The following is a 13,437-nucleotide window of genomic DNA, read 5'->3' on the forward strand; positions in this document are numbered from 1 at the left end:
AAATATCATGACCATGCCGGTTGAGCAGCTGCTTCAGCGCGCGCACGCTCTCGGGGCGGATCCGCGCAACACCAACTTCGCCGGGGGCAACGCCTCCGCCAAGGGCGAGGCCGTCGACCCCGTCACGGGCACCGCCGTCGAGCTCATGTGGGTCAAGGGGTCGGGCGGCGACCTCGGCACGCTCACCGAGGCGGGCCTCGCCGTACTCAGGCTGGACAGGCTGCGTGCGCTGACCGCCGTCTACCCGGGCGTCGAGCGCGAGGACGAGATGGTCGCGGCCTTCGAATTCTGCGCCTTCGGCAAGGGAGGCGCGGCGCCGTCCATCGACACGGCCATGCACGGTCTGCTCGACGCGGCGCACGTCGACCACCTCCACCCCGACGCGGGCATCGCGATCGCGGCCGCCGCCGACGGCGAAGAACTCACCCGGCGGATCTACGGCGACCGGGTGGTGTGGGTTCCGTGGCGACGGCCCGGTTTCCAGCTCGGCCTCGACATCGCCGGGATCAAGGCGGCCAACCCGCAGGCGGTGGGCGTCATCCTGGGCGGTCACGGCATCACCGCCTGGGGTGAGACGTCGGCGGAGTGCGAGGCCAACTCGCTGTGGATGATCCGCACCGCTGAGGCGTACATCGCCGGTTACGGCGCGCCCGAGCCGTTCGGGCCGGTCAGGCCGGGTTACGAACCGCCGGCCGACGACGTGAGGCGCGAGCGCGCCGCCGCCCTGTTCCCGGTGGTCCGTGGCTTGTGCTCGACCGACGCTCCCCAGGTGGGCCACTACACCGCGACCCCCGAAGTGCTGGACTTCCTCGCCCGCGAGCGGCATCCCGAGCTCGCCGCGCTCGGCACGTCGTGCCCGGACCACTTCCTGCGGACCAAGGTCGCCCCGCTGGTCGTCGACCTCCCGGCCGACGCTCCCGTGGAGGACGTGATCGGCCGCCTCAAAGAACTGCACGCCGCCTACCGCGAGGCCTACCGGGCCTACTACGAGCGGTACGCCACCGAGAGCTCTCCCGCGATGCGCGGCGCCGACCCGGCGATCGTGCTCGTGCCGGGCGTCGGCATGTTCTCCTTCGGCAAGGACAAGCAGACCGCCCGGGTGGCAGGCGAGTTCTACGTCAACGCGATCAACGTGATGCGCGGCGCGGAGGCGCTGTCCACGTACGCCCCGATCGAGGAGTCGGAGAAGTTCCGGATCGAGTACTGGGAGCTCGAGGAGGCCAAGCTGCGCCGCATGCCGCCGCCCAAGCCCCTGGCCACACGGGTCGCGCTGGTCACGGGTGGCGGCTCGGGCATCGGGGCGGCGACGGCCCGGCGGCTGGCCGCCGAGGGAGCCTGCGTGGTCGTCGCCGACCGTGACTTCGCCGCCGCTGAGAAGATCGCCGCGGAGATCGGGGCCAGGGCCCACCGGCCCGAGGACGTCGCGACAGCCGTACAGGTCGACGTCATCGACGAGGCGCAGATCGTCTCCGCTGTACGACAGGCGGTGCTGGCCTTCGGCGGCATCGACCTGATCGTCAACAACGCGGGGCTGTCGCTGTCGCGGTCCCTGCTGGAGACCACGGCGGACGACTGGGACCGCCAGCACGACGTCATGGCGCGCGGCTCGTTTCTCGTCACCCGGGAGAGCGCCCGTGTGATGATCGCGCAGCGCATGGGCGGCGACGTCGTCTACATCGCATCCAAGAACTCCGTGTTCGCCGGGCCAAACAACGTGGCGTACGGCGCGGCCAAGGCCGACCAGGCCCACCAGGTGCGGCTGCTCGCGGCCGAGCTGGGAGAGCACGGCATCCGGGTGAACGGGATCAACCCGGACGGCGTGGTCCGCGGTTCGGGCATCTTCGCGTCTGGGTGGGGGGCCAACCGCGCGGCCGTGTACGGCGTGCCGGAGGAGAAGCTCGGCGAGTTCTACGCCCAGCGGACGCTGCTCAAGCGCGAGGTGCTCCCCGAGCACATCGCCGCCGCCGTCTTCGCCCTCACCGGAGGGGACCTCTCCCTCACCACGGGCATGCACGTCCCCGTGGACGCCGGAGTCCCCGCCGCCTTCCTCCGCTGACTTGAGTGGCCGGGGGCCGGGGGCCGGGGGCGGGAGGTTGGAGGCCGGCTGAAGCTGATGGCGTGATCATGCACAGGCTCGAGCCCGTACGGCCTGGCCTGCGCAAACACCATTCGTGATCATGCGCAGATTCGGCAGAGGGGTGCCTGAAGTGGTGAAACGCAATTCGTGATCATGCAATGGGCGGCGCTGCCGACTCGGCCTTCACCAGCTGGGCGGTGGCGCGTTGAGCTTCATCGGTCAGGCGCTCGGGCGGGTCGCACCATACAGGTCTGCTGCAGTGCATGATCACGAAACGTGTTCGGGCAGGTCACGCGATGTGTCCCAGAATCCGTGCATGATCACGCTGGGAGAACGCGCAGGCCAGGCCGTACCCACCCGAATCCGTGCATGATCACGCCCAGGGGTTTGTGCGTATGAAGCATCCCCAGGGGTTTCTATGCGTGATCACGCGGGGTTTTGTCACGCGGGGTCTTGGTCGGCTTTTTGGGCTGTCATCCAGGCGGCGATCTGGGCGCGTGAGGTGTAGCCCAGCTTGGCCAGGATGTGCTCGACATGGCCTTCCGCGGTCCGCTGGGCGACCACGAGGGCGGCGGCGATCTCCTTGTTGCTCAATCCCTGGGCGATCAGCTCGGCGATCTCCAGTTCACGCGCGGTCAGCGGCGAAGCCGCGGAGGCGGCCGTCTCCGGTTCCTCGCCCGCCCGCTCGCCACCGAGCGCCTCCGCGACGGCCTCTTCCAGCGTCAACCGGCCGCCCTGCTGCATCGCGCGGGCGAGTCTCTTGGCACCGAGCTGACCGGTGAGGGCGGCGACGCACTCCTCGTGCTGCTCGACGTACCGTCCCATCCGCAACGTGGAGACGCCGACCGTTTGGGCGATGGCGTCGGCCGCGCCGAGCATGCGGGCCGCCTTCGGATGGTGCCCTTCCGCGGCGAGGATCCAGGCGAGGACCTCGACGGCGGTCGCCAGGCTCAGCCTGTCGTCGAACGCCCGGCCGAGGACCAGACTCTCCCGCGCCGCGGCCGTCGCCCGCTCGTTCTCGCCCTGCCGCCACAGATGGATGGCGAATATCGCCAGGGTCCAGGCGCGGCACCAGCTCTCCTCGTGATCGGCGGACCACGCGAGACCCCGTTCGAACAGGTCGCCCGCGCGCGCCGGATCCCCGAGGCAGCCGGTCGCGTCCGCCAGAGCGAGAAGCGCGATCGCGACCGCGAAGCCGTCTCCGGCGGCGGTGAGCAGGGTGACGGCCTCCTCGAGGAGCGGAACGGCGCCCTCGAAGTCGCCGCGGTTGTGCGCGGCCTTGCCGGAGATCAGGCGCACCTGGGACAGGCTCACCGGATCATCCAGCTCGCGGGCCAGGCCGGTGGCCTCCTCCAGCAGCGGCTCGCCCGCTGGGGCGTCCCCCTGGGTGAAGGCCAGCCAGGCCGCGGTGCACAACGCCCGCGCGCGGGCCTCGGTGCGGCCGGGTTCCGCTTCGAGCATGCGGCCGATCCAGTGGCGGCCCTGGATGAACAGTGAATTGGGCAGCCAGTGCGGCCGGTGCAGGTCGGTGGCCATCCGGAGCCCGGTCGCGGCCTCGCCGGGCTCTCGCAGGCAGAACTCCAGTGCGGCCCGGAGATTGTCCTGTTCGAGCTTGAGCCGGGTGTACCAGGCGACCTGCCGGGGGCCGAACCACTCCGCCGCCGCCTGATCCGTGAGCCGCAGGTAGAAGTCCCGATGCCGGCGTGCCAGCGCCCGGTGCTCGTCCGGTCCACCGTCACGGGCCCTGGCGAACGCGCGCAGGGTCTCCAGCAGGCGGTACCTGACGTCGCCCGTGTGCTCCTCCCTGAGCAGCAACGACTTGTCCACCACGCCGTCGAGGAGATCGAGGACGTCCTCCCGCGCGATGCCGTCGCCCGAGCAGACGGCCTCGGCGGCCTCCAGGTCGAAGTTGCCGGGGAAGACCGACATGCGCGTCCACAACATCTGCTCCGCGGGTGACAACAACTGGAAGCTCCAGTCGATCAGCGCGTGCAGGGTCCGCTGACGCGGCACCGCCGTACGGCTCCCGCCGGTGAGCCAGCGGTAACGATCGTCGAGGCGCTCGACCAGCCCGCGCACCGACAACGTCCGCAGCCGGACGGCGGCGAGTTCGATCGCGAGGGGGATGCCGTCCAGCCGGCGGCAGAGGGCGGCCACGTCATCGCGGTTGCCGTCGTCGAGGGTGAATCCGGGCAGCACGGCGGCCGCGCGCTCGATGAAGAGGGTGACCGCGTCGTAGCGCTCCAGGGCCTTCAGCGTCCGGGCGCCGTCCCCTTCTGGCACCGGGAGGGGCGCGACCCGCATGACGCGCTCACCCATGATCCCGAGTGACTGCCGGCTCGTCGCGAGGATCCGAAGCTCCGGGATGCCGCGCAGGAGGGTGTCGGCGAGCGCGGCCACGGCGTCCAGCAGATGCTCGCAGTTGTCGAGGACGAGCAGCGTCCGGCGGGAGGCGAGGAACTCCGACAGCGCACGCACGGGATGCCCGGCGGTCTGGTCGCGCAGGCCCACGGTCGTCGCGACCGTCTCACCCACCAGGGCGGGATCGTCGAGCGCGCCCAGGTCGGCCAGCCAGACCTCGTCGAACGCCCGATGTTGCTCGAACGCGGCCCGGAGCGCGAGCCGGGTCTTGCCGACTCCGCCCACGCCGGTGAGGGTCACCAGGCGTGAGACCGACAGGAGCCGCCTGATCTCCGCGAGCTCGTGTCTGCGGCCCACGAAGCTCGTCATGTCGGCGGGAAGGTTGCCGACCTGCCGCGCGAACGCCGTACCGGCCATGATTTTTAACGCTAGGCGGCGGAAAGTGCCTGGTCAAACCCGATCAGCATGGTTTGGGACAGAAATGTACCCTGAATATGGCAGGGCATAATTCGCACGAGATCGGGGTGCCGACAGCGGTATGACCGCGGTACTACCGGGGGGCTCGACGCGGCGGCCCTCGGGGCTGCCCGCCGAGGTGACGAGTTTCGTGGGACGTCGGCACGAGATGGCCGAGGTCCGTCGGCTGCTGTCCGCCACTCGCGTCGTGACCCTCACTGGCGTGGGCGGAGTGGGCAAGACCCGGCTGGCGCTGCGCGCGGCCGCCGAAGCGCGCAGGCAGTTCCCCGACGGCGTCTGGCTGGTCGACCTCGCCGGCCTGGACGATCCCGACCTGCTCGAGCAGACGGTCGCGGAGGGGCTGGAGATCCGCGACTACTCCCCGGTGCCCCCGCTGGATCTCATCGTCGACCACCTCGCGGGCAGGCAGGCGCTGATCGTCCTCGACAACTGCGAGCACCTGCTGGCTGAATGCGCCGTCCTCGTGGACGCGCTGGTCCGGGCCCTTCCCGAGCTTCGCGTCCTGGCGACGAGCAGGCAGCCGCTCGGCATCGCCTGCGAGCAGACGCTCAACCTCGCCCCGTTGCCGGTCCGCGAGGCCTCGCCGCTGGCGTCCGACGTTCTGGTGGAGTCTGACGCCATCCAGTTGTTCGCCGAGCGCGCGGCGGCCGTGGTGCCGGACTTCGAGGTGACTCCGAGCAACCAGGAGGTCGTCGCGGCGATCTGCCGCCGGCTCGACGGCCTGCCCCTCGCCATCGAGCTCGCGGCCGCCCGGCTGCGCGCCCTGTCGGTGGAGCAGGTCCTCACCCGCCTGGACGACCGGTTCCGCCTGCTCACCTCGGGATCGAGGGTGGCGCTGCCCCGTCAGCGGACGCTCCGGGCGCTGATGGACTGGAGCTACGAGTTGTGCACGGAACAGGAGAGGCTCCTGTGGCAGCGGGTCTCGGTGTTCGCGGGCGGTCTGGACCTCGAGGCCGCCGAGGAGGTGTGCTCGGGTGACGGCATCCCCAAGGGGGACGTGCTCGACGTGGTGACCGGCCTGGTGGACAAGTCGGTGCTCGCCAGGGAGGAGCAGCGCGGAGCGGTCCGCTACCGCCTGCTGGACACGGTCCGGCAGTACGGCAGGGAACGCCTCCTCGCCACCGGCAAGGAGCCCGCGCTGCGGCGCCGGCACTGCGATCATTACCGGGGCCTGGCCGCCCGCGCGCGCGCCGAGCTGTTCGGGCCCGCGCAGGTGGAGTGGTTCACGCACCTGTCGACCGAACACGCCAACCTGCGCACCGCCCTCGAGTACTGCTTCGCGGAGCCGATCCGGTGCGCCGAGGGACTCGCGATGACGACCGACCTGCTCTACCACTGGATCAGCGGCTACTACCTCGGAGAGGGCAGGCGCTGGCTGGAGGAGGGCCTGGTCACGGAAACGGCCCCGGACGAGGGCAGGGGCAGGGCGTTGTGGGCCGCGGCCTGGGTCGCCCTCATCCAGGCGGACGTCCCGTCGGCCGCCGCGCTGATCGAGGAGGCCGGGGCGGTGGCGGAGTCGCTCGGGTCCGAGAGCCTGCTCGCCTACGTCACCCTTTTCCAGGGCATGGTCGCGACCTGCCGCGGGGAGGCCGAGACCTCGATCAAGCTGCACCATGAGGCGGTGGACCGGCAGCGGAGCGCCGGGGATCCGCTCGGGCTCGCGCTCGCGCTCATCCGGCTGTCCCTCGTGCACTCCGTCGTGGGGGAGGACGTGCTGGCGGTCTCCGACGCAGAAGAGGCCGTGGCGATCTGCGACGCCCACGGGGAGAAGTGGCACCGGGCGTACGCGACGGCGGCCCTGGGCATCGGGGTCTGGCGACTCGGGGACGCCCGGCGGGCCACGGCGCTGGAGAAGGAGAGCCTCAGGTTCAACGACGCGCTCGACGACGCGCTCGGGGTCGCGATCGGCCTGGAGACTCTGGCCTGGATCGCCGCGGGCGAGGGACGGTTCGAGCGGGCCGCCCGGCTGCTCGGTGTGCTGAAGGGGGTGTGGGGTGTGCTCGGCGCCCCGCTGTCGGGATTCGGCCACCTCGCCTGCTATCACGACGAGTGTGAGGCGCTGACTCTGCGGGCGCTGGGAGAGCAGGACTTCCGGGCCGCGGTCAGGGACGGCGCCGCGTTGCCGTACGAAGAGGTGATCACGTACGCGTTGCAGGAGGAGGCGATCGGCGCGAAGCCGGTGGAGCCGACGGCTCGGCTGGCCCCGCTGACGCGGAGGGAGACGGAGATCGCCGAGCTCGTCTCACAGGGGCTCAGTAACAAGGAGATCGCGGCGGCGCTGGTGATCTCACAGCGCACGGCCGAGGGGCATATCGAGCACATCTTGAACAAGCTGGGGTTCAACTCGCGGGCGCAGGTCGCCGCGTGGCTCAGTGAGCGGAGGGGGTACGCGCGGGCAGTTCGAACCACATGACCTTGCCGGTGGGCGTGCGGGTTCCGCCCCAGCAGCAGGCCAGGGTGTCGAGCAGGCAGAGGCCGCGGCCGCCCTCGTCGTCGTGTCCTGCGCAGTACGCGCTCGGCAGTACGGTGCCCGCGTCCTCGACCTCGCAGCGCAGGAGGCCCTCGACGGCCGAGAGCGTCAGTCCGACCGGTCCGTGCGCGTGACACAGGGCGTTGGTGACCAGTTCGCTGACGAGCAACTCGGCGACGTCGGTGACGTTTTCCATGCCCCAGGCCGCTAGCCGGTCGCGGGTGAGTCGCCGTGCCCTGGCGACGGAACGGGTGTTGGCCGCCAGCGGCCAGAACGACATTTGCACCTCGGGTCCTTCAACCATGATCACACGATGCCGGCGGCGGGTGGCCGTCCACCGCTCTCTGGCGGCGGTGCGCCGCTCGTCACGGACGGGTGAGAAGCACATGGACGTTCCCATGCGCCATGGCGGGCTTCCCGCCTTGGCGTGATGAGACGTCATGACGTTACTCATGCCGCGACGCCGACGCTCGCACGGTGGGCCGGGATGCTGCTTCCGTCGGGCAGGAGCTCGCCGGTGTCGTCGAAGAGGACGACGCCGTTGCACAGGAGACCCCATCCCTGCTCGGGGTGGAAGGCGACCAGGTGGGCCGCCTCACGATCGGAGGCGGTGGCGGGAGGGCACGGAGGCTGGTGCTGGCACATGATTCGTTCCCTTTGTCCTCGCTGAGGTTAGATGGGACTTTCTTGACGACGTTTTCAGCATCTCCCGTCCGAGTGCTGGAAGAGCACGGGGAAAACCCCCGTATCGGTACCCATTCCGCCCTACGTAGGTAGTGCGTATCCCTGGACGGGCCCCGCAACGTAGATCCTTTTCCTCCTCTCGGCCCCGATTTCGCCAGTTTCTGGGCATTTTGGGGGTTCCAGTGGAGGGCAAAGGGCTCATTAGAGTTGGCCGTATGAGCCCAAAGATCGCGACTACGGACACGGTCACCCGTGAGCAACTCCTTGAATTCCTGCGGGAACGGCACCGGGCGATCGTCATCACGACCCGGCGTGACGGTCATCCGCAGGCGTCGCCCGTCACCTGTGGCGTCGACGACGAGGGCAGGATCGTCGTCTCGACCTATCCCGAACGTGCCAAGACCCGCAACGCCCGCCGGTCCGCGCAGGTGAGCGTGGTCGTCCTGTCCGACGACTTCGACGGCCCGTGGGTCCAGGTGGACGGCACGGCCGAGGTGCTCGACATGCCCGAGGCCGTGGAGCCCTTGGTGGACTACTTCCGCTCGATCGCGGGCGAGCACCCCGACTGGGACGAGTACCGCACGGCCATGGCGCGCCAGGGCAAGTCCCTGCTCCGCATCACCCCCACCCGCTGGGGCCCGGTCGCCACGGGCGGCTTCCCCGCGCGCCTGGCGTAGATCCTCCGGTCCCTGCGCCGCTCCGGGGGCGGCATCGTGAACCTCCTCAGCCCCCGGAGCGTCCTCCTTACTGGCCGGTACACGGGCCTGTCCGGGTCGTGACCCGACGCGCGGAGAGGGGATGGGGTGCGGCTTCCGTCTGGCGTGGCGCGATCGGGGGGCCTGGCCGGTTATCACCGTGCCGAGCGGTACCGGTCCGCGCGTGAGCGGATGGAATGGTCCCTCGCCCGCATCTTCCTGCTGTTCCGGCTGTTGCACGTCTTCCAGATGGCCGGGACCGCCGTGGACATGCTCCATCGGCTCGACCCCGTGGCCGGGACCGCGATCCTGGCCATCGGCGGCGCCGAGACGGTCTGGCTGTTCGCCCGGATCGTCCGCAGGAGGGAGTACGGCGGGAGCCTGACCGCCGGGGTCGACCTCGGCACCGGCGTCCTGATGCTGGTGATCGCCGGGATCGGCGCTCCTGCGACGGACCGGCCGGAGGCCCTGGCCCCGCTCGTCTTCTGGACGACCGACCAGATCAGCGGCGCGGCGCTGTCCAGAAACATGCGGATCCTCGTCGCGGGGACCGCCGCCGTCACCGTCCTCTACCTCGGGGTGGTGCTGCTCGGAGATCCCGCCGAGGCGCTGGAGTCCACCACGATCATCGCGGCCAGCGGATTCGTGGTGCTCGCGGTGGTGGTCGAGCGCGGAACCGCCTATCTCCGGCGTACGGCCGCCGATCTGGCCGATCTCAGCCGCAGGGCGGCCGAGGAACGGGCCTACCTGCAGCTCGCCTCGGAGCTCCACACCCACTGGGGCAACACCCTGTTCAAGATCGCGGCGCACGACTGCGCCCGCTCTGGCGAGTTCGACGAGCTCCGCGAGTCGGCGCGGGCCGACTACGCCCGCCTGCGCGCGTTCTTCGACACGGGCCTGGCCACCGACCGCACGTCCCTGCTGCGCATCCTGCACCGGGAGATCCTCGACGCCCGCGACAGACGCCTGATCGCCGAGCCGGTCATCTCGGAGAGCTTCCGCGAGTACGCCGCGACCGTGCCGGAGCGGCTGCAGTCGGTCTTCGCCGACGCCCTGCGCGCGGTCCTGCTGAACGTCACCGACCACGCCCGTACGGACCACACCTACGTGCGCGCCGACATCCGGGGAGGCAGGGCCGCCGTCGCGGTCACCGATCACGGGCCGGGGTTTCCTGACCGGCCGGTCCTGGGCAGCCTCAGCGCGATCAGGTCCCGCCTCCGGTCGTTCGGCGGTGATCTGACCTGGCCTTCGACGCCGGGGGACACCAGGGTGATCATCGAGTTCCCGCTGGCCGCGGTCGTCGCGGAGGGGGCGGGATGAGCGCTCCCCTCGCCGTGGCCGTGGTCGACGCGCACGCCGCGATGCGCGACGCGATCGTCGAGGCACTGGACGCGGACACCCGGTTCGAGATCGTGCTCAAGACGTACGACATCGCGTCGCTGTCCGCCGCCACGGTGGAATTCGACGTCTGCCTGCTCGACATGACGGTCGAGGGCAGGCACGAGGACGCCGAGGTGCTGAGCCGGCGCCCCACCGTCGTCTGGACCGATCGCGTCGACTGGCAGATCCAGGTCAGGGCGCTCGCCCTGGGCGCATTGAGCGTGTTGCCGAGGGCGGCGGGACATCCCGGCAGTGTGGCCACGGCGCTGGCGCACGCGGGCGAGGGTGAGGCGCATCTGTCGCCGCAGCTCGCGTCGGCGCTCCTGGACGCCGCGGCCGCGGGGACGCTGGCCTGGTCCACGACGCAGGAGGCGCTGCTCACGGAGCTCGCGTTCGGCGCGCGCCCCGATGTCGCGGGCGCGCGCGCCGGGCTGCCTCCCGGCCACTTCGCCGCCGAGCGGGACACGATCGTCGCCGCCTGCCGTGCGCTGCCGCTCGAACGGCTGGACCCCCGGCACGTCGTCCCGGTCGCCCCCATGGAACGGCCCCACCTGATCGAGCGGCTGACCGAAAGGCAGATCCAGATCCTGGCGATGCTGGCCGACGGGTACAGCAGGTCCGCGGTGGCGGCCGAGCTGCACATCTCACCGAAGACGCTGGAGAGTCACCTCGCCAACGTCCTGGTGAAGATCCACGTCGCGCGAGCGTCCACGGCCGAGCGGCTCCTGCTCGCCATGTACTTCACCGAGCGGCATCGCAATCCCCACCGCCTGTGGGAGACCCGGATCGGGAGGCTGATCGCCGGTGAGGAGTGACGGGGGCCTATCGCAGAGGCCCCTTTTGTGATCACAATGCCCTTTCGGCCCTTTCCGGGCCGATTAGGGGCTGGACCTCATGCGGGCGCGGCGGCACAGGCCGATCCTGGGTGAGCTGTGTTCGCCGTGCGGCCGGTGAACGGGACATCGCGAGAAAGAGGTAGAGAGATCGTCGGCGACACCCCTGGGGCGGGCTGAGTGATAGTCACGCTTGCGGCCTCGGCGGCTGTGGCGGGTCTCGTGATCTGCGGGATCATCGCGTTCGCGGCCAGCGAGAACAGGGGCGTCCAATACGCGCGGGGCATGGAACGGCGGACGCCGCCGCGCGGGCCGGGCGTAGAGGGCGGCGGGTCCGTGCCTGGCGGTGCCGGCGGGGCTCACCCGGCAGGGCCCACGGCGGCGGGCGGCGACGTCGAGGCCCCGGAGGACCCCAGGCCCGGCGAGACCGGGTTCGACGACCCCCTGTCCGACGAGCCTCTGTCCGACAAGCCTCTGCCCGACGACGCTTCGGGGCCGGACGCCCCCGACGGGGCGGCCCACACCGGCGACACCGGCGACACCGGCGACGCGGATGACACCGACAACGCTGGCGGCGACGGCTCGGCGGGGCGCCACGACTGGTCCGGCCTGCCGCTGGCCCCGCTGGTCGCCTCACCCCGCCCGGCGCCGGACGACGGCGTTCCCCGGCGAGGCCCCGACGTGATCGGCCGGCGGGCCCCGCGTCCGGGGCCGGGCGCGCGGCCACACCCCGTGCCCCTGGTGAAGTTCGATGCGGCCGGCCGTACGAACGCGGGGAACCTGGGTGAGAACGCGGACGGGTACCTCATCCAGGAACAGCTGATCGCGATGGCCGACGGGATCACCCGGGCGACGGAGAGCCGCTGGGCGTCGGCCCTCGCTCTCGGAGCGGTCGTGGCCGACCAGGCGGGGGACACGCTCGATCCCCGGCAGGCGCTCCGCGACAGCCTGGAGTTCGCCAACGCCACCCTTCGGGGGAAGGGGGAGGAGATCCCCGAACTGGCCGGGATGGCGACCACCCTCGACGTGGTGATGCTCGCCGAGGTCGTCGGCGGGTGGGCGCTGGTCTCCGCGCACGTCGGCAGCGGGAGCATCTTCCTGTTCACCGCGCCCGACGAGGGCGAGATGCTGACGACCCCGCACTCCGTGGGGCTGGACCCGATCGTCCGGGCCGTCGGCGCGACCGAACGGGTGGCCGGTGACGTGGAGACCACGGTCGTGCGGCCGGGGGCGCTGGTGGTGCTCGCCTCCAACGGCCTGACGGGAGTGTTGTCGTTCCCCGAGATCCAGGCGGTCGTCGGCCGGTATTTCCACGCCGCCCCGCAGGCGTGCGCGGAGGTCCTGCTCCGGACGGCCTACCGCCACGGCCCGAAGGACGATGTGACGGTGGTCGTGGCCCGCGTGGTCAGGGTGACCGGGTACGTGTGGGGCTCGTGACCCCGGAGGAGGTCTCCGGCTCCACCAGATCGGCCTCGTAGGCCACGATCGCGGCCTGGACGCGGTTGCCGACTCCGAGGTGGGCGAGGATGGCGCTCACGTGGGCCTTGACGGTCCCCTCGACCAGATGGAGCCGTGTGCCGATCTGGGCGTTGGACAGGCCCGCGCCCAGGAGGGCGAGCACGTCGCGCTCGCGTGGTGTCAGGCCTTCCGCCCGGGACCGCGCGTCGGCCGCCCGGCGCATCCGCCCCCGATCGAGCCGGGTGATCACCCGGTGGGCCACCTCGGGCGACAGATACGCGGCGCCGCCCGCCACCGCACGGACCCCGGCGATCAGCTCCCGCGGATCGCCGGACTTGAGGAGGAATCCGCCAGCCCCCTCGCCCAGCGCGCGGGCGATGTACTCGTCCTCGCCGAACGTCGTCAGCATCACCACCCCCGTGTCCGGCGCCGCGCGGCGGATCTCGGCCGCGGCGGCGAGCCCGTCGAGGCCGGGCATGCGGATGTCGAGAAGTGCCACGTCGGGCCGGCACGCGAGCGTGAGTTGGACGGCCTCACGTCCGTCGCCCGCCTCGGCCACGACCTCGATCTCCGGATCCGTGGCCAGGATCGCCCGGACTCCGGCCCTGATCATCGCCTCGTCGTCGGCCAGAACCACCTTGATCATTGCTGATCCCACCTACTCGCTGTCGTACGGCAGGCGGGCGACCACCTCGAACCTGCCGTCCCTCGGTCCGGCGTGGAAGGAGCCGCCCGCCAGCCGTACCCGCTCGCGGAGGCCGACCAGGCCGGTGCCGTCACCGATCGCGGCCGTCTGCGCGGGATTGGAGACCGACACGGTCACGGAACCGGGATCCTGCTCGACGACCACGGAAACGGGCGCCCCGGGAGCGTGCCTGGCGGCGTTCGTGATGGCCTCCTGCACGACGCGGTACGCCGCGTTGCGCGCCAGCGAACGCTCCCAGTGGTCGTCGGTCGCCGGCCTGCCACGAGAGCGAGGAGGCGTCCGTCAACTCGACCGGC

General features: G+C 71.2%; 11 protein-coding genes. 6 read left to right on the forward strand and 5 right to left on the reverse strand.

What is annotated here, in order from left to right; genetic code table 11:
* Positions 1–7: 7 nt before the first annotated feature.
* The gene (locus Pka01_RS06515) at positions 8–2,056 is read left to right on the forward strand and encodes a bifunctional aldolase/short-chain dehydrogenase (RefSeq protein ID WP_203881698.1); all 2,049 of its coding nucleotides are present in this window, start codon (positions 8–10) and stop codon (positions 2,054–2,056) included.
* Positions 2,057–2,518: 462 nt separating this feature from the next.
* Here the strand turns inward: Pka01_RS06515 and Pka01_RS06520 are convergent, their stop codons facing one another.
* Positions 2,519–4,855 carry an ATP-binding protein gene (locus tag Pka01_RS06520; RefSeq protein WP_203881699.1) on the reverse strand — a complete coding sequence of 779 codons (2,337 nt, stop codon included), beginning with the start codon at positions 4,853–4,855 and terminating at the stop codon, positions 2,519–2,521.
* Positions 4,856–4,976: 121 nt separating this feature from the next.
* Between Pka01_RS06520 and Pka01_RS06525 the strand changes: the two genes are divergently transcribed.
* Entirely contained in the window at positions 4,977–7,328 is a 2,352-nt protein-coding gene (locus Pka01_RS06525; RefSeq protein ID WP_203881700.1) for an ATP-binding protein, read from the forward strand.
* Here Pka01_RS06525 and Pka01_RS06530 read toward each other — a convergent pair.
* Together Pka01_RS06530 and Pka01_RS06535 are read right to left on the reverse strand one after the other, a co-directional pair.
* Positions 7,285–7,827, reverse strand: coding sequence for an ATP-binding protein (locus tag Pka01_RS06530; protein ID WP_203881701.1), 543 nt, complete (start codon positions 7,825–7,827; stop codon positions 7,285–7,287). The two genes, Pka01_RS06525 and Pka01_RS06530, sit on opposite strands and share 44 nt — an antisense overlap.
* An 8-nt stretch (positions 7,828–7,835) precedes the next feature.
* Positions 7,836–8,030, reverse strand: coding sequence for a DUF5999 family protein (locus Pka01_RS06535; RefSeq protein WP_203881702.1), 195 nt, complete (start codon positions 8,028–8,030; stop codon positions 7,836–7,838).
* Positions 8,031–8,284: 254 nt separating this feature from the next.
* Here Pka01_RS06535 and Pka01_RS06540 point away from each other — a divergent pair, with 254 nt between their 5' ends.
* From Pka01_RS06540 to Pka01_RS06555, 4 genes are all read left to right on the forward strand, one after another.
* On the forward strand, positions 8,285–8,746 hold the full coding sequence (locus tag Pka01_RS06540; RefSeq protein ID WP_203881703.1) for a PPOX class F420-dependent oxidoreductase: 462 nt from the start codon (positions 8,285–8,287) through the stop codon (positions 8,744–8,746).
* 126 nt (positions 8,747–8,872) lie between these two features.
* Complete coding sequence (locus tag Pka01_RS06545; protein ID WP_203881704.1) at positions 8,873–10,084, forward strand: sensor histidine kinase; 1,212 nt, start codon at positions 8,873–8,875, stop codon at positions 10,082–10,084.
* Entirely contained in the window at positions 10,081–10,959 is an 879-nt protein-coding gene (locus tag Pka01_RS06550; RefSeq protein WP_203881705.1) for a helix-turn-helix transcriptional regulator, read from the forward strand. The genes Pka01_RS06545 and Pka01_RS06550 overlap by 4 nt, the downstream gene beginning before the upstream one ends.
* A 198-nt stretch (positions 10,960–11,157) precedes the next feature.
* Positions 11,158–12,414 (forward strand): PP2C family protein-serine/threonine phosphatase, encoded by a 1,257-nt coding sequence (locus tag Pka01_RS06555; protein WP_203881706.1) that lies wholly within the window; start codon positions 11,158–11,160, stop codon positions 12,412–12,414.
* Here the strand turns inward: Pka01_RS06555 and Pka01_RS06560 are convergent.
* Together Pka01_RS06560 and Pka01_RS06565 are read right to left on the reverse strand one after the other, a co-directional pair.
* The gene (locus Pka01_RS06560) at positions 12,383–13,081 is read right to left on the reverse strand and encodes a response regulator (protein WP_203881707.1); all 699 of its coding nucleotides are present in this window, start codon (positions 13,079–13,081) and stop codon (positions 12,383–12,385) included. The two genes, Pka01_RS06555 and Pka01_RS06560, sit on opposite strands and share 32 nt — an antisense overlap.
* 12 nt (positions 13,082–13,093) lie before the next feature.
* The gene (locus tag Pka01_RS06565; RefSeq protein ID WP_345337655.1) at positions 13,094–13,339 is read right to left on the reverse strand and encodes a sensor histidine kinase; all 246 of its coding nucleotides are present in this window, start codon (positions 13,337–13,339) and stop codon (positions 13,094–13,096) included.
* Positions 13,340–13,437: the final 98 nt, after the last annotated feature.

It is taken from the genome of Planotetraspora kaengkrachanensis, assembly GCF_016862895.1.
Lineage (GTDB): Bacteria > Actinomycetota > Actinomycetes > Streptosporangiales > Streptosporangiaceae > Planotetraspora > Planotetraspora kaengkrachanensis.